Annotated in this window: 13 protein-coding genes and 1 tRNA gene; 7 read left to right on the forward strand and 7 right to left on the reverse strand. The window is 41.3% G+C overall.

Annotated elements, in window-relative coordinates:
• The first annotated feature begins 143 nt into the window (after window positions 1-143).
• The 5 genes from leuB (at window position 144) to DPV97_RS01865 (ending at window position 8,392) form a co-directional block, all read left to right on the forward strand.
• Window positions 144-1,220, forward strand: coding sequence for a 3-isopropylmalate dehydrogenase (leuB, locus tag DPV97_RS01845; RefSeq protein WP_070715107.1), 1,077 nt, complete (start codon window positions 144-146; stop codon window positions 1,218-1,220).
• 77 nt (window positions 1,221-1,297) lie between these two features.
• Window positions 1,298-2,707 carry a 3-isopropylmalate dehydratase large subunit gene (gene leuC, locus DPV97_RS01850; RefSeq protein WP_070715105.1) on the forward strand — a complete coding sequence of 470 codons (1,410 nt, stop codon included), beginning with the start codon at window positions 1,298-1,300 and terminating at the stop codon, window positions 2,705-2,707.
• Between the two features lie 10 nt (window positions 2,708-2,717).
• Window positions 2,718-3,320 carry a 3-isopropylmalate dehydratase small subunit gene (leuD, locus tag DPV97_RS01855; RefSeq protein ID WP_005696826.1) on the forward strand — a complete coding sequence of 201 codons (603 nt, stop codon included), beginning with the start codon at window positions 2,718-2,720 and terminating at the stop codon, window positions 3,318-3,320.
• Window positions 3,321-3,494: 174 nt separating this feature from the next.
• Complete coding sequence (gene metH, locus DPV97_RS01860) at window positions 3,495-7,187, forward strand: methionine synthase (protein WP_070715103.1); 3,693 nt, start codon at window positions 3,495-3,497, stop codon at window positions 7,185-7,187.
• A gap of 92 nt (window positions 7,188-7,279) precedes the next feature.
• The gene (locus tag DPV97_RS01865) at window positions 7,280-8,392 is read left to right on the forward strand and encodes a phospholipase D family protein (protein WP_070715101.1); all 1,113 of its coding nucleotides are present in this window, start codon (window positions 7,280-7,282) and stop codon (window positions 8,390-8,392) included.
• A gap of 93 nt (window positions 8,393-8,485) precedes the next feature.
• Here DPV97_RS01865 and DPV97_RS01870 read toward each other — a convergent pair whose 3' ends face one another.
• Window positions 8,486-9,688, reverse strand: coding sequence for an ATP-binding protein (locus DPV97_RS01870; protein WP_070715100.1), 1,203 nt, complete (start codon window positions 9,686-9,688; stop codon window positions 8,486-8,488).
• Window positions 9,689-9,937: 249 nt separating this feature from the next.
• Between DPV97_RS01870 and DPV97_RS01875 the strand changes: the two genes are divergently transcribed.
• A complete protein-coding gene (locus DPV97_RS01875) occupies window positions 9,938-10,405 on the forward strand; it encodes a hypothetical protein (protein ID WP_070715098.1) in 468 nt (155 codons plus the stop codon).
• 90 nt (window positions 10,406-10,495) lie between these two features.
• On the opposite strand, the gene DPV97_RS01880 is transcribed toward DPV97_RS01875, so the two are convergent.
• The 6 genes from DPV97_RS01880 to DPV97_RS01905 all read right to left on the reverse strand — a co-directional run bounded on the left by DPV97_RS01880 (window position 10,496) and on the right by DPV97_RS01905 (window position 15,557).
• Window positions 10,496-11,917, reverse strand: a complete 1,422-nt coding sequence (locus DPV97_RS01880) for a sucrose-specific PTS transporter subunit IIBC (RefSeq protein ID WP_070715096.1) — start codon at window positions 11,915-11,917, stop codon at window positions 10,496-10,498.
• Window positions 11,918-12,045: 128 nt separating this feature from the next.
• Window positions 12,046-12,131, reverse strand: a tRNA-Leu gene (locus tag DPV97_RS01885).
• Window positions 12,132-12,151: 20 nt separating this feature from the next.
• Entirely contained in the window at window positions 12,152-12,499 is a 348-nt protein-coding gene (secG, locus tag DPV97_RS01890) for a preprotein translocase subunit SecG (protein ID WP_049367934.1), read from the reverse strand.
• 116 nt (window positions 12,500-12,615) lie between these two features.
• Window positions 12,616-14,559 carry a DNA topoisomerase III gene (locus DPV97_RS01895; protein ID WP_070715093.1) on the reverse strand — a complete coding sequence of 648 codons (1,944 nt, stop codon included), beginning with the start codon at window positions 14,557-14,559 and terminating at the stop codon, window positions 12,616-12,618.
• A 4-nt stretch (window positions 14,560-14,563) separates the two neighbouring features.
• Entirely contained in the window at window positions 14,564-15,166 is a 603-nt protein-coding gene (gene recR, locus DPV97_RS01900; RefSeq protein ID WP_070715092.1) for a recombination mediator RecR, read from the reverse strand.
• A gap of 61 nt (window positions 15,167-15,227) precedes the next feature.
• The gene (locus DPV97_RS01905; protein WP_005696839.1) at window positions 15,228-15,557 is read right to left on the reverse strand and encodes a YbaB/EbfC family nucleoid-associated protein; all 330 of its coding nucleotides are present in this window, start codon (window positions 15,555-15,557) and stop codon (window positions 15,228-15,230) included.
• A gap of 135 nt (window positions 15,558-15,692) precedes the next feature.
• On the opposite strand from DPV97_RS01905, the gene DPV97_RS01910 reads away from it, so the two are divergent.
• Window positions 15,693-16,784 (forward strand): metallophosphoesterase, encoded by a 1,092-nt coding sequence (locus tag DPV97_RS01910; protein WP_070715090.1) that lies wholly within the window; start codon window positions 15,693-15,695, stop codon window positions 16,782-16,784.
• The last annotated feature ends 36 nt before the right edge of the window (window positions 16,785-16,820 follow it).

Genomic DNA, 16,820 nt, shown 5'->3' on the forward strand with positions numbered 1-16,820 from the left:
GGGAGATTTGGCAGAAGTAACATCAACCTCAGTGGTGAATTTTATATCGTTAAAATCTCCCCCCAGCCCCTCTTTACAAAAGAGGGGAGAAAATATGAAGAAAATTAACCGCACTTTAGTGTGAAAGAAATAGGAAAAATAATATGCAATCATACAACATCGCAGTTCTACCGGGAGACGGTATCGGTCCGGAAGTCATGGCTGAAGCAATCAAAGTATTAAACAAAGTCCAAGAAAAATTTGGTTTCAAACTTAACTTCAATGAGTTTTATGTCGGCGGTGCCGCAATCGATAATTGCGGTAGCCCATTACCGGCAGACACCTTAAAAGGTTGTGATGATGCGGATGCAATTTTGTTTGGCTCTGTAGGCGGTCCTAAATGGACAAATTTACCACCCGATCAACAACCGGAACGCGGTGCATTGTTGCCATTGCGTAAACATTTCAAATTATTCTGTAATCTTCGTCCTGCAACCCTTTACAAAGGGTTGGAAAAATTCTGTCCATTACGTGCAGATATTGCAGCGAAAGGATTTGATATGGTGGTTGTACGCGAATTAACGGGCGGGATTTATTTCGGTCAGCCTAAAGGTCGTGAAGGTGAAGGTGCTCAAACCAAAGCATTCGATACCGAAGTTTATTACAAATATGAAATCGAACGCATTGCGCGTGCAGCTTTTGATGCGGCAATGAAACGTCGTAAACACGTCACTTCTGTGGATAAAGCCAACGTATTACAAGCTTCAATCTTATGGCGTGAAACTGTGACAGAAGTGGCGAAAGACTACCCTGAAGTCACCTTAGATCATATTTATATCGACAACGCAACCATGCAGTTAATCAAAGCGCCTGAATCTTTCGATGTACTCCTCTGCTCTAACATTTTCGGCGATATTATTTCTGATGAAGCGGCGATGATCACGGGCTCTATGGGCATGTTGCCATCGGCTAGCTTAAATGAAGAAGGTTTCGGTTTATATGAACCGGCTGGCGGTTCTGCCCCTGATATCGCAGGCAAAGGTATTGCCAACCCAATCGCACAAATTCTTTCTGCTGCGATGATGTTGCGTTACAGCTTCAATTTAAATGAAGCAGCAGATGCCATTGAAAATGCGGTACAAAAAGTCTTAGCAAACGGTCACCGTACAGGTGATTTAGCCGATGACTCTATACCTGTTTCAACCGCAGAAATGGGTACATTAATTGCTAACGCAATCTAATCAAAAACAATTAAAGTGCGGTTTAAAACACTGTCAAATTTAACCGCACTTACTACTCTAACGAATTGAGAAAAATTATGGCAAAAACTCTTTACGAAAAATTATTCGACGCCCACGTGGTGTATGAAGCCGAAGGCGAAACACCGATTTTGTATATTAACCGTCATTTAATCCATGAAGTGACTAGCCCGCAAGCCTTTGATGGTTTACGCGTTGCAGGTCGTCAAGTACGTCAAGTAAGTAAAACTTTCGGCACCATGGATCACAGTATTTCCACGCAAGTACGCGATGTGAATAAACTTGAAGGCCAAGCAAAAATTCAAGTATTGGAGCTTGCAAAAAACACGAAAGCGACCGGTATTCAATTATTCGACATGACCACGAAAGAACAAGGTATCGTGCATGTGATGGGACCGGAACAAGGCTTAACTTTGCCAGGTATGACGATCGTCTGCGGTGACTCTCATACTGCTACCCACGGCGCCTTTGGTGCTTTGGCATTTGGTATCGGCACCTCCGAAGTAGAACACGTTTTAGCGACACAAACCTTAAAACAAGCCCGTGCAAAAAGCATGAAAATTGAAGTGCGAGGCAAAGTGGCGCCAGGCATTACCGCAAAAGACATTATTCTTGCCATCATCGGTAAAACAACCATGGCGGGCGGTACAGGCCATGTAGTGGAATTCTGCGGTGAAGCCATTCGTGATCTTTCCATGGAAGGCCGTATGACCGTTTGTAATATGGCGATTGAAATGGGTGCGAAAGCGGGCTTAATCGCGCCTGATGAAACGACTTTCGAATACTTAAAAGGTCGTCCACATGCCCCGAAAGGGAAAGATTGGGATGATGCAGTTGCTTATTGGAAAACCTTAAAATCCGATGATGATGCGAAATTTGACACGGTCATCACATTAGAAGCGAAAGATATTGCGCCACAGGTTACTTGGGGAACAAACCCAGGCCAAGTAATCGGTATCAATCAGCCAGTGCCAAACCCAGCAGAAATGACCGATCCCGTGACTCGTGCCTCAGCAGAAAAAGCATTGAATTATATTGGCTTAGACGCTAACACTGATTTAAAAGATATCCCTGTAGATCAAGTCTTTATCGGTTCTTGTACTAATGCTCGTATTGAAGATTTACGTGCGGCAGCGGCTGTCATGAAAGGCCGAAAAAAAGCCGATAACGTAAAACGTATTTTAGTGGTACCAGGTTCCGGTTTAGTGAAAGAACAAGCAGAAAAAGAAGGCTTGGATAAAATCTTTATCGAAGCGGGCGCAGAATGGCGTAATCCGGGCTGTTCCATGTGTTTAGGGATGAACGATGACCGTTTAGGCGAATGGGAACGTTGTGCTTCTACTTCAAACCGTAACTTTGAAGGTCGCCAAGGTCGTAATGGTCGTACTCACTTAGTGAGCCCAGCCATGGCTGCCGCCGCGGGAATGTTCGGTAAATTCGTTGATATTCGTGACGTCACATTAAACTAAGGAGCAGAAAATGGCAGGATTTAAACAACTTTCAGGCTTAGTAGTGCCATTGGATGCCGCGAACGTGGACACGGATGCGATTATTCCAAAACAATTTTTACAAGCGATTACGCGCGTAGGTTTCGGCAAACACTTATTCCATGAATGGCGTTATTTGGATGTAGAAGGCACCAAGCCAAATCCAGATTTCGTATTAAATTATCCACAATATCAAGGCGCGACCATTTTATTAGCACGTAAAAACCTTGGTTGCGGTTCTTCTCGTGAACATGCACCCTGGGCGTTAGCTGATTACGGTTTTAAAGTAATGATCGCACCAAGTTTTGCGGATATTTTCTACAACAACAGCTTAAACAACCACATGTTACCGATTCGTTTAAGCGAAGAAGAAGTGGAAGAAATCTTCCAATGGGTGTGGGCAAATGAAGGCAAACAAATCCATGTAGATTTGGAAGCGATGACCGTCACTGTAGGTGACAAAGTCTATCACTTTGAACTGGATGAATTCCGCCGTCATTGTTTATTAAACGGCTTGGATAACATCGGTTTGACGTTACAACATGAAGATGCCATCAGTGAATACGAAAAAAATATTCCGGCATTTTTACGTTAATCTGTTTTTTTACTCGGACAGCAAATATTGCTAACCATTCGGCGGACAATTTGTCCGCCTTTCTTTTTGAAAACATTCCATTTTTTACCGCACTTTCTCCCCTTTTATTTGACAGCATCCATGCTTATCCCTATTATTCCGACCAATATTGATTGATTTTAAAAAGAGCTGTCTATGCCACATAATCAAACCGAATTACTGAAAAAATCTCTCGCTGAACGCATCCTCATTTTAGATGGTGCGATGGGGACGATGATCCAAAAATATAAACTTACCGAAGCTGATTTTAGAGGCGAGCGTTTTAAAGAAAGTGCGGTTGATTTACGTGGCAATAATGACTTGCTCACCTTGACCCAACCGCTGTTAATTTCTGCGATTCATGAGAAATACTTACAAGCAGGCGCCGATATTATTGAAACCAATACCTTCAGTTCTACCACCATTGCGCAAGCGGATTATGATTTACAGCCTATTGCCTACGAACTGAATTTTGCTGGGGCAAAACTAGCCCGTTTAGCCGCAGATAAATACAGCACACCAGAAAAACCAAGATTCGTCGCGGGGATTCTCGGCCCGACTAACCGCACTGCGTCCATTTCCCCGAACGTAAACGATCCGGGTTTCCGTAACGTCACCTTTATGGAATTGGTGGATGCCTATTCAGAAGCAACACGTGGTTTAATTGAAGGTGGTGCTGATTTAATCATGATCGAAACCATTTTCGACACGTTAAACGCAAAAGCCGCCATTTTAGCCATTGAAACAGTATTTGAAGAATTAGGCGTGGAATTGCCGATTATGATTTCCGGCACCATTACCGATGCTTCTGGCCGTACCCTTTCAGGGCAAACCACCGAAGCGTTCTACAACTCGCTTCGCCATGCCAAACCGCTGACGTTCGGTTTGAACTGTGCTTTAGGGCCGAAAGAATTGCGTCAGTATGTCGAACAACTCTCTAAAATCAGCGAAACCTATGTTTCCGTCCACCCAAATGCAGGCTTGCCAAATGCCTTTGGTGGTTATGATTTAGGTGCAGAAGAGATGGCTACACACCTTAAAGAATGGGCTGAAAGTGGCTTTGTAAACATTGTCGGTGGTTGTTGTGGTACAACGCCAGAGCATATCAAAGCCTTTGCGGATGCAATGCAAGGTATTGCGCCGCGTAAACTGCCAGAAATTAAAACTGCGATGCGTTTATCAGGCTTAGAACCACTCAATATTGATGATGAAAGTCTATTCGTGAACGTGGGCGAACGTAATAACGTGACGGGTTCGGCAAAATTCAAACGCTTAATTAAAGAAGACAAATTTGCCGAAGCCATTGAAATTGCTATAGATCAAGTAGAAAACGGCGCACAAGTGATCGACGTGAACATGGACGAAGCCTTGCTCGACGGCAAAAAATGCATGACCCGTTTCCTCAACATTATGGCGACGGAACCCGATGCGGCCAAAGTGCCGGTGATGATCGACTCCTCCAAATGGGAAGTGATTGAAGCAGGCTTGCAATCGGTGCAAGGTAAACCAATTGTGAACTCCATCTCGTTAAAAGAAGGCGAAGAAATCTTTATCGAACACGCTAAACTGGTGCGTAAATACGGTGCAGCTGTGGTGGTCATGGCGTTTGACGAAGTGGGTCAAGCCGATACTGAGGCTCGCAAAGTAGAAATCTGTACCCGTGCCTATAACATCTTAGTCAACCAAGTCGGCTTCCCACCCGAAGATATTATTTTCGATCCAAACATTTTTGCCATCGGTACGGGGATTGAAGAACACAACAACTACGGTGTAGATTTCATCAACGCCACTGGTCGTATTAAACGTGCGCTACCGCATGCGAAAATCTCGGGCGGGGTGTCGAATGTGTCTTTCTCCTTCCGTGGTAACAATGTGATGCGTGAGGCTATTCATGCGGTCTTCCTCTATCACGCCATCAAGCAGGGTATGGATATGGGGATTGTGAATGCGGGGCAGCTCACGATTTATGACGATCTCGATCCTGAATTACGTGAAATTGTGGAAGATGCGGTATTAAACCGCAGCCCTGATGCCACCGAAAAATTACTCGATATTGCGGAAAAATATCGTAACCAAAGCAACGATGAAAGTGCGGTCGATTCTGTGGCCGAATGGCGTACGTGGCCGGTGGAAGAACGCTTAAAACACGCCCTTGTGAAAGGCATTACCACACATATTATTGAAGACACCGAAGAAGCCCGCCAAAAATTACCAACGCCGTTAGAGGTGATCGAAGGCCCACTCATGGCGGGCATGGATGTGGTGGGCGATTTGTTTGGCGACGGCAAAATGTTCCTGCCGCAAGTGGTGAAATCCGCACGCGTGATGAAACAATCCGTGGCGTATTTAGAGCCGTTTATTAACGCCACCAAACAAAAAGGCTCAAGCAACGGTAAAGTAGTGATTGCAACCGTAAAAGGCGACGTGCATGACATCGGCAAAAATATCGTGAGCGTGGTATTGCAATGTAATAACTTTGAAGTGATTGACTTAGGCGTGATGGTGCCGGCAGACAAGATCATTCAAACGGCGATTGATGAAAAAGCCGATATTATCGGCCTAAGCGGTTTGATTACCCCGTCCCTTGATGAAATGGAATATTTCCTCGGTGAAATGACTCGCTTAGGTTTGAATTTGCCTGTGTTGATTGGCGGAGCAACTACATCGAAAGAGCATACTGCGATTAAACTTTATCCAAAATACAAACAACATGGTGTGTTCTATACCTCAAATGCATCAAGAGCGGTAACGGTTTGTGCAACTTTAATGAACCCAGAAGGCCGTGCGGCATTGTGGGAGCAATTCAAGAAAGATTACGAGAAAATCCAACAATCCTTCGCCAACCGCAAACCGTTACGTAAACAACTTAGCATTGAAGAAGCGCGCGCCAACCGTTTCGACGGCTTTAGTGGCGAATGGGCGGATTATGTGACGCCAACGCCAAACCAAACCGGCATTGTGGAATTCAAAAGCGTGCCGATTGCCGAACTGCGCAAATTTATCGACTGGTCGCCGTTCTTCCGTGTATGGGGCTTGATGGGTGGCTATCCGGATGCCTTTGATCATCCGGAAAGTGGCGAAGAAGCCCGCCGCGTGTGGAATGATGCGCAAACGATGTTAGATGCTTTCGAACAAAACCACAAACTTAACCCAAGCGGCGTGTTGGGTATTTTCCCTGCGGAACGTGTGGGCGATGATGTGGTGCTTTTCTCTGATGAAGAACGCACGCAAACCATCGGCACCGCTTACGGCTTACGCCAACAAACGGAACGTGGCAAAAACAGCAAAAGCCAATTTAACTTTGCCTTGAGCGACTTTATCGCTGATCGCGAAAGCGGCAAAAAAGACTGGATGGGCATGTTTGCCGTGTGTGCCGGCATTGAAGAAATGGATTTAGTAGAAGGCTACAAAGCCTCAGGCGATGACTACAACGCCATCTTGCTACAAGCCGTGGGCGACCGCCTCGCCGAAGCCATGGCAGAATACCTGCACTTCGAGCTGCGCACCCGCATTTGGGGCTACACGCAAGAGGAATTCAACAACCAAGGGTTAATCAACGAAAACTACGTCGGCATCCGCCCTGCACCGGGTTATCCAAGCTGCCCTGAGCATACCGAAAAAGCCTTGATTTGGGATTTATTAGAGGTTGAACAACGTATCGGTATGAAACTCACCGAAAGCTACGCCATGTGGCCGGCAGCTTCCGTATGCGGTTGGTACTTCACCCACCCGGCAAGCAACTATTTCACCCTCGGTCGCATTGATGAAGACCAAGCTCAAGATTATGCCAAACGTAAAGGTTGGGATGAGAGAGAGATGATGAAATGGTTAGGTGTTGCGATGAAGTAGTTTTCTAATTTAATACCTAGATAGTATATGATCTTATCTTAAGCAAAATATATTTTTAGGAAATTTAATAATCTATATGGGAGGAATCAAGAATGAAAGAACCAAAATTATTTTTACATACAAAAGAAAATGAATCTGAATTATTAGATTTTTATCAAAAAGCAATTACTGAGGCTATTGAATTATATATTGTTTCTGCATACCTAACTGAGTGGAACATAAATACAAAACTTAACCCCAAAATAAAACCTTCTAAGTTTAGATTTATATTTGGTAAAGATTTTGGTTTATCTAGAAAGAAAGCTATAAAAAATGTACTAGATTGGCTTCCTTCAGAATTTCAAGAAAAATTTCTTGTTGCAGAGCATATTCAAGGATTTCATCCCAAAGCTATTTTTTGGAAAAATAGTAACAATGAATACTATGCATTAATAGGTTCGTCAAATCTAACAAATGCAGCATTTAATTCAAATTGTGAAGCTAATATATTAACTTTTCTTTCTGAGAAACAATTTTTAGATGTTATAAAATGGATATCTAGTATTGAAAAAGAATCAAAAGTAGTTACAAAAGAATGGGTAGATAAATATAACCAAGCAATACCACTTAGAATTGAACAATTAAATATGTATGAAAAAACATTAAAAGATTTACTCTCATATGATGAAGAGTTAATTTCATCGAGAAGAAAACAACTTGAAAACTATAAAATTCATCAAAAAGAACTAAAAAAACTAATTTCAAAATGCGCTAATGGTGAAATAAGCCACGAAAATTTTTATGAAAATTTAAAAGAAATATTAAAACAAGGTATCAGTTTTCAGCCTAGATTTGATTGGTCTAGACGTGGGAGTCGTGATAACTTTAAGTTATTATGCCAAGCATTAGATAGAATATACAAAACCTCATCTGATGAGAGGGATAATATAGTAGAGAAAGAAATTAACAACTTACAAAATAAAAAGATTTCAAATAGAAAAGCATTACTATCTGAATTGCTTTCTTTAGAATATCCTCATGAATATCCATTATTCAATAAACCAGTTAGAGATTTTCTAAAAAGTTTAAATAGAACGATACCAAAATCTACAGATGGAAAAACTTATATTGTTACATCTCAAATTCTTAGAGATATCTTGAGTGATATGGACAAAATTGAAAATCTTGCTGAATTAGATGCGTTAATTCAGAGCAAATATCGTTAATTTTATGGTGGAATCATCTTCCCTGATAGGCACAAGATCATAGCTTGTGCCTATTAGCTAAAAGTGCGGTGAAAATTTTCAACGTTTTTAGATTTATTGCAGCAACCAATCCACCACATAAATCACTTCAATCCCATCAATCTCCGTTTGTTCGTAATATTTTCCCGTAATTAAAATCTTTTTATAGTTATCTTTAATATGCAAAAGATTATCTGTTTCGTGGGTATTTTCAGGGATTTCAAAGGCGACTTGTACATATAGAATTTCATCTGCTTTTCGGGCAATAAAATCAATTTCTTTGCTGTCGAGTTTGCCCACATCAACGGTATAACCACGTCTGAGTAATTCAATAAAGACGATATTTTCTAGGCGATTGGCATAATTCGCGCCTTTTTTGCCAATCGCGTGTCGTCTTAAACCGTTATCCACAATAAAATATTTGGCATTGGTTTTTAAATAACCTTTTCCGCGAATATCGTATTGTTTTGCTTTATAAAAAAGAAAGGCATTTTCTAATAGCTCAAGATATTTGCTGATGGTGTGGTTTGAAGTGGGGACACGTTCGGAAGTGAGCGTGTTGCTAATTTTGCTTGGATTCACCAACTGCCCTACGTTATCCGCTAGAAAGAGAATCACGCTTTTAAGAATATGGGTATCTTTTACACCAGCTCGATGAGCAATGTCATTCAGCACGATAGAATCAAAAATGCCGGATAAAATCGTTTCTTTTAAAGGTTCATCAGCAATAGCAACACTGGGAAAACCGCCATATTTTTCATATTCCGAATAGAGTTTATCCACCAATCTTGATTGGCTATCCACATTTTTGGCGTGCAAAAATTCTTTAAAAGAAAGCGGGTAAATTTTGATTTCTACATACCGACCGCTTAACAACGTCGCAAGTTCACCGGAAAGCAAGTTGGCATTGGAACCCGTAATCACAATATCGGTGTTAAAACTCACGTGAAGCGCATTGACGATTTTTTGCCAACCTTCCACAAACTGAATTTCATCAATCAGAAAGTAGATTTTCTCTTGAGAAGACGGCATTTTTTCTTGAATAAGCTGTTGGAAGTCTTGAGCGTCTTTCACCCATTGATATTCAAAAGATTCAAAATTGAGGTAAAGAATATTTTCAGGGGAAATTCCTTGTTGTTGAAGGTAATCACGGTATTGCATGAGTAACACTGATTTACCTGAACGACGAACACCCGAGATGACTTTGATAAAATCAGTATCTTTAAATTGAATCAGTTGTTGTAAATAATTTTCACGAGAGATCATAGTTTTACTCATTGGAAGTTAATTTCATATTTTTGAGAATTATACACAAAATGGAAATTAATTTCCAACTAGTGAAAAATTAATAAAATTTAGAATTAAACTTCCATTAGTAAAGTATGTCGCATATTTTCCTTGCTTCTGTCTGAATTCAAGAAAAACACTTCAAAAACTCACCGCACTTTATCCTTTCTATATTGCACAATCCCCAATTTCCGCTATCATACTCCCTTTCTCATTCACTCTACTCTCGGAACTTTATCGATGAATAAATTGAAAATAGCATTACTCACGGCTGCATTCGTAGGTTTGTTTGCTTGTACAACAACACAACAACCAAAGAAAACCGTTAAAACGCGATACCTTAAAAATAACATTAGCCAAGCGGAATTAAACAATCCGAAAGATTACAAACGTTATTATTATTCTTGCCGTAATTCAGAAACAGGTTCGAATTCTTATTTAACCACTTACTTCCCACTTTCAAGAGAAAGCCGCATGAAAGATAACTTTGGTATTTATTTCCAATTAGATGGTGGAAAAGCAGTGCCGTTTGATCATGTGGAAAATCGAACCTTAAATGCACGCGGAAATCGTTTTGAAGTGATTTATCGCTCTTATGAACCAATTGATGGCAGTTATGTTGATTTAATCGCTCATGAAAATAATTCCGTGTATTACAAAAACAATCAAGGCATGAGAACAGCTTGGTTAAATTGTCGAGAAGGCTAATTCTCACTGAAAGTACGGTCATTTTTAGACTGCATTTTTCCAAACAAAAAAGCACGAGGTTAAACTCGTGCTTTTTCTTTTTTATTTCGATTATGCTTTTGCTTGTGCACGTTTCACGAAAATGACTGAAAGCGTGAATGCCACCACAAATGAAATCACCATACCAATGCTGTACATTGCAAGGCTATCCGGTTTGATCGATGGAATACCTAAGAAACCTGCTGCGCCTAATGCAATGGCTTTTACATTGAAGAATGCGATAAAGGCACTTGCTAAGCCTGAACCAATCATCGCCGCAAAGAAAGCCTGACGATAACGTAAGTTCACCCCGAACATTGCCGGTTCAGTAATTCCTAATAATGCAGAAATACCTGATGGTACCGCTAAACCGCGTACTTTTGGATCTTTTAATGCGACTGCCACACCTAAACAGGCCGCACCTTGTGCGATATTTGACATTGCGGCGATTGGGAAAATAAAGGTACCGCCTGTATTTGCCATTTCAGCTAATAATTGTGTTTCAATCGCAATGAAGGTTTGGTGCATACCCGTGATAACGATTGGTGCATAGAATGCCCCGAAGATCGCGCCGCCCACGAAACCTAAGGTGTCATATAACCAAGTTAAGCCTGATGCAATTAATGAACCTGCTTCACGACCGATTGGACCAATTACGGTGAATGCTAAGAAGCCCGCAATAAAGAGCGAGAATAATGGGGTAATGAGGTTATCTAAGTAAGAAGGCACAAATTTACGGAAGGTTTTTTCTAAGGTTGCTAATACCCAAGCAGAAACTAATGTTGGGATAACCGTGCCTTGATAGCCGACTTTTTCAATTTCAAGACCGAATACATTCCAGTATTGGATTTTGCCTTGAGCAAGAGTTAATGCGTAGTTCCAACCGTCTGCTAATGCAGGGTGAACCAACAACATCCCAAGTGCTGCCCCTAAGAACGGGTTACCACCGAATTTACGGGTTGCAGAGAAACCAAGTAATACAGGTAAGAACACAAATGGTGCGTTCGCGATGGTATTAATGAAGTCCACCAAATCCGCAAGACCTAGATGCATATCAATCACGCTTAATTCATCAACGAAGAAACCTTTCGCTGTAAGCATGGAGTGAATACCCATTAACAAACCACCAGCGACGATTGCCGGAATGATTGGCACGAAAATATCCGCTAAGCCTTTCACCAAACGTTGCAATAAGTTCTGATTGCCTGATGCTGCTTCAGCCACTTCGGCTTTACTCACATCGCCGATACCAAGTAATTTAGTAAGTTCAGCATGGACTTTATTCACCGTACCTGAACCAAAGATAATTTGATATTGACCGGCGACAGCAAACTGCCCTTTCACGCCTTCAATATTATCAATGCCTTCTTTGTCCACTTTGCTTTCATCGTTTAACACAATACGTAAACGCGTTGCGCAATGTGCTGCAGTGGCGATGTTGTCTTTACCGCCAAGTTTATCAATCACTTGTTGGGCGATTTGAGGGAAGTTCATAGTGCTCTCCTAATGGGTTTCTAAAGAAAAAGAAATTGACCGATTGTAACTAAAACAGGGGATAATAACTAGCGGTCTAAACAAATTTTAGGCGAAAAAAAACCGACTTGATTAAGTCGGTTTATAGTTGGTGCTCTGAGCGAGACTTGAACTCGCACGGCCTGCGGCCACTACCCCCTCAAGATAGCGTGTCTACCAATTCCACCACCAGAGCGTTTATTCTGTTTTTATTCCTTATTGCGGAATGTCATTATTTTTGTTTTCAACTGCTGGAGCAACTTGTTGTTGCTGTTGTTGAACTTGTTCAGCAGTTTGAGATAAATCGTCAAACGAACCTTTTTGTACGTTGCCACGGTGAGAGTTAATGTTACCTAACACTAAAGCAATCACAAAAAAGCCAGTTGCTAAGATTGCACTGGTACGGGTTAAGAAGTTACCTGCACCAGCAGAACCAAACATCGTACCTGATGCACCGCCGCCAAATGACGCACCTGCGTTCGCGCCTTTACCTTGTTGAATAAGGATAAAGCCGATTAAGGCGATACAAATTAATACATAAACAAATAATAAAATATTGTACATTATTCTTTCTTCTCTAAATTGCGATTTCGCAAGAAAACTGGGAGCAAATGTTATATAAAATTCACGCTTTTCGCAAGCGCTTTCCCATTTTTTTTACTTAATTGTATTAAGTTTAATCAATTTTCAGCGTTTAAATCTTCCGATTTTTTGACCGCTCTTTTTCGTTTCGTTGGCGACGCATTTAAACCTTTTGAAATCTGACTTAAACGACGTAATGCGGTGAAATCAACAAAACGCACTAAATCCGGCAGCATTTGATTAAGCGTAAACATAAATTGCTGATAACTCGCCTGTTTTTGACTGATATCCGTTAATTGCGCTTCCCAATGTGCCGTCATGTCAGGTTGTGTGGCAATATCAGGTAAAGCTGAAATGAGGATCCGCCCCGTTTCTGTGCTGTGAATATTGCGTCCTTTTTTGGTCAAAAAACCGCGTTTAAATAGCAATTCAATAATACCTGCACGGGTGGCTTCTGTGCCAAGACCATCCGTTTCACGCAGAATTTTTTTCAATTCTTTATCTTGTACAAAACGCGCAATCCCTGTCATCGCTGAAAGCAACGTCGCATCGGTAAATGGTTTCGGCGGTTGCGTTTTTTTGCTCACCACTTCACCTCGTTCGCAATACAGAATCTGCCCTTTTTTCACGATCGGCAATAACGGCTCTTGATTTTCATCTTCGTCTTCTTTGCCAAGTAACTCTTTCCACCCTGCTGTTTGCAAGTTGCGTGCTTGTGCCACAAAAGTACCACCTGCAATACTTAAGGTAATTTTGCTTTTACGATATTCTGCATCTGGACAGAACTGCAATAAATACTGGCGAGCAATCAGTTCATAAATACGCTGTTCATCAATGCTTAAATTGATCGAACGCGTATTAGCCGTCGGAATAATTGCATGGTGTGCTTCCACTTTTTTATCATTCCAACAACGATTACGCTGCTCAGTATCTACCACCGATGGCAGGGTTTGATAAGTCTGACAATGCTGTGAAATTGCATTCATCACTTTATGTCGTTCAGCAAAATGCTCTTCTGGCAAATAGCGACAATCAGAACGCGGATAGGTAATCAATCGATGGGTTTCATATAACCGCTGACAGGTATCTAACACGCTTTGCGCTGACATGCCAAAACGTTTTGCTGCATCAATCTGCAATGCTGACAACGAATAAGGCAAAGGCGCCGTTTCTTTCTCGCGCTTATCCACATATTCGGTCACTTCGGCAGGTTGTTCGGTAATGCGTTTCACCACATTTTCGGCTAAGCCTAAAGATAGTACGCGACCATCTTCATCTTGGTAATCTTCACAAGCTTTACTCGGTTGCCAAAGTGCAGAAAAAAGTGCGGTTGGATTTTCAGACGTTTTTTCTTCTTTCACCCATGCCAACACTTCATAGAAATCTTTTGGTTGGAAATGTTCAATTTCCAAATCACGGCGAACAATCAAACCTAATACGGGAGTTTGTACTCGCCCAACGGAAAGCACGCCATCATAACCGGCTTGGCGACCCCGAATGGTATAAGAACGAGTCATATTAATACCGTACAGCCAATCCGCACGAGCGCGCGCCAGTGCAGAGGTGGCTAATGGAATAAAATGACGATTCGGTTGGAGTTTTTGTACGGCTTTTTCGACCGCACTTGGGTTAAGATCGCTAATCAAACAACGCAAAATGCCATCACGTTTTTCCGCTGATAAATTGGCATAACTAAACACTTCATCCACCAGCAACTGGCCTTCTCTATCCGGGTCACCTGCGTTAACTAAAACATCGGCTTGATGAATAAGTTTTTCCACCACAGAAAGTTGTTTTTTCACTTCTTTTCGCGGTAACAGAATCCATTTTTCAGGAATGATAGGTAAATGTTCTAAACGCCATTGTTTGAATTTCGGATCGTAGGCATCCGGCTCTGCCTGTTCGAGCAAATGTCCCACACACCAAGTCACAACATCATCAGTACCGCATTTAATAAAACCATCACCCCGTTGATGAGGTTTTGGCAATACATCAGCAATAGCTCGCCCAAGACTGGGTTTTTCGGCAATAAACAGGCGCATAAAATTAGTCGATCTGACGACGACCTAAGAAAGAGTGGGTTAAGGTAGTGCCATCCACGGTCTCTAATTCCCCACCGACAGGGATCCCGTGAGCAATACGGCTCACTTTAATATTATGTTGATGGCAAATTTCAGCAATATAATTAGCTGTGGCATCGCCTTCCACCGTTGGGTTCGTGGCTAAAATCACTTCGTGGAAAGATTCTTCAACCAGACGTTTTTGCAATAAATCTAAACCAATTTCTTTTGGACCAATACCATCTAAAGGCGATAAATGCCCCATTAAAACAAAATAACGTCCAGAAAACTGGCCGGTTTGCTCAATGGCTTGAATATCCGCCGGCATTTCCACCACGCAAAGTAAGCCTGAATTTTGGCGACGAGGATTGTTACAAATATTGCATGTTTCCTCTTCGGTAAAATCGCGACACTGTGAACAATGTCCAATTTTAGACATCGCTTCCGTTAATGCACGTGCTAAATTCATCCCACCGCTACGATTGCGCTGTAAGAGATGATAAGCCATACGCTGCGCTGATTTCGGACCGATACCCGGCAAGCAACGAAGGTTTTCAATAAGATGTTCTAAAAGTGGACTGCTTTGCATAATATTTATGATGGGAGAAAATGAATAGTGTGTGAACGTGTAAATTCACACACCCGATGAATTAAAATGGAAGTTTCATTCCTGGCGGTAATGGCATGCCTGCGGTTACAGACGCCATTTTTTCTTTTTGCAATTCTTCTGCACGACGGACTGCATCGTTGAATGCTGCAGCGATTAAATCTTCCAACATTTCTTTGTCGTCTTCCATTAAAGAAGGATCGATCTCAATACGACGACAGTTGTGTGCACCATTAATCGTGATTTTGACTAAACCCGCACCGCTTTCGCCTGTTACTTCTAATTGGGCAATTTCTTCCTGCATTTTTTGCATTTTTTCTTGCATTTGTTGGGCTTGTTTCATCAAGCCGCCTAAACCGCCTTTTCCAAACATTGGATTTTCCTTCTTAAATTAACTAAAACGAGCCGCATTTTAGCGAAAAAAATTGCCTTTGGGAACAGAGAAATTTATTATTCCATACTTCAAAACTGGGTCAAAAACGACCGCACTTTTATTTAGGAATTACTGATGGAAACTCGTTATTACTTTATATTTACGGCAGCTATTATTTTGTTACAACTGCTGATTTATATTTTTAATAAAACGCTGATTTGGTGGCTTAACAAACCGTTATCCAAAAAGGCAAGACGATCTATCATATTTACCAGTTTTTTGCTTCCTAATGTTTTGGTTATTTGCCATTTTTTAAAGCTTTTTACGGCATTTCGACTTCTTGCTTTAGTGCTCGCACTATTGCTTTTTTCAACCTTTGCGAGTATCGCCGTGGGATGTATTCATTTTCTTTTCCGAAAATCCAAATCCATCACAAAAATCGATCACACTTTGCGTATAGCTTATCCAGTTTTATTTATTGGTATCATTACCTTAAGTGTGTATAACGCCTATGTAACCCGTGTTATTCATTATGAAATTACGTTAGATAAACCCATTAAACCATTGCGAATTGGCATGGCAAGCGATCTCCATTTAGGCAAATTATTTGGCGGGAAAGAATTGGATAAACTGGCTGAGATTATGCAGCAAGAAAAGGTGGACATCATTTTACTGCCTGGCAATATTATGGACGATAACGTCAATGCCTATTTAGCTGAAAAAATGCAACCTCATTTAGCCAAACTCAAAGCGCCAATGGGCGTTTATGCCACACTAGGTAATCATGATTTATTTGGAGACCAAGATCGAATTGATCAAGAAATTCGCAAGGCAGGTATTACCGTATTAAGAGATGAAACATTAACGTTAAATAATGAATTGGTGCTTATTGGACGAAATGACAATCTTGCTCACGATAGACCAAGTACTGAGACCTTACTAAAACAGGTGGATACTAACCTACCAACTATCCTATTGGATCACCGCCCAACAGATATTGAAAAACATGCTTCACTCCCGCTTGATATTCAAGTTTCAGGGCATGCACATAAAGGGCAAGTATTCCCGGCCAGTTTAATCACGAAAATGATGTATCGTCTGGATTATGGTCATGAAAAAATTGGCAATCCACATGTTTTTGTCACTTCTGGTTATGGCTTCTGGGGCATTCCAATGCGATTAGGATCTCAATCGGAAGTAATCATTATCGATGTGAAAGGAAAATAAAAAAGAGCGGTCAAAAATGATCGCTCTTTTATTATC

Source organism: Haemophilus parainfluenzae (assembly GCF_003253005.1).
GTDB lineage: Bacteria > Pseudomonadota > Gammaproteobacteria > Enterobacterales > Pasteurellaceae > Haemophilus_D > Haemophilus_D parainfluenzae_M.

Coding starts and splice junctions, on each gene's coding strand:
- DPV97_RS01870 (WP_070715100.1), bottom strand. CDS start 9,688: ATGAGTAAAACTATGATCTCTCGTGAAAATTATTTACAACAACTGATT.
- DPV97_RS01910 (WP_070715090.1), top strand. CDS start 15,693: ATGGAAACTCGTTATTACTTTATATTTACGGCAGCTATTATTTTGTTA.
- leuC (WP_070715105.1), top strand. CDS start 1,298: ATGGCAAAAACTCTTTACGAAAAATTATTCGACGCCCACGTGGTGTAT.
- leuB (WP_070715107.1), top strand. CDS start 144: ATGCAATCATACAACATCGCAGTTCTACCGGGAGACGGTATCGGTCCG.
- recR (WP_070715092.1), bottom strand. CDS start 15,166: ATGCAAAGCAGTCCACTTTTAGAACATCTTATTGAAAACCTTCGTTGC.
- DPV97_RS01905 (WP_005696839.1), bottom strand. CDS start 15,557: ATGTTTGGAAAAGGCGGTTTAGGCGGCTTGATGAAACAAGCCCAACAA.
- DPV97_RS01895 (WP_070715093.1), bottom strand. CDS start 14,559: ATGCGCCTGTTTATTGCCGAAAAACCCAGTCTTGGGCGAGCTATTGCT.
- metH (WP_070715103.1), top strand. CDS start 3,495: ATGCCACATAATCAAACCGAATTACTGAAAAAATCTCTCGCTGAACGC.
- DPV97_RS01880 (WP_070715096.1), bottom strand. CDS start 11,917: ATGAACTTCCCTCAAATCGCCCAACAAGTGATTGATAAACTTGGCGGT.
- DPV97_RS01875 (WP_070715098.1), top strand. CDS start 9,938: ATGAATAAATTGAAAATAGCATTACTCACGGCTGCATTCGTAGGTTTG.
- DPV97_RS01865 (WP_070715101.1), top strand. CDS start 7,280: ATGAAAGAACCAAAATTATTTTTACATACAAAAGAAAATGAATCTGAA.
- secG (WP_049367934.1), bottom strand. CDS start 12,499: ATGTACAATATTTTATTATTTGTTTATGTATTAATTTGTATCGCCTTA.
- leuD (WP_005696826.1), top strand. CDS start 2,718: ATGGCAGGATTTAAACAACTTTCAGGCTTAGTAGTGCCATTGGATGCC.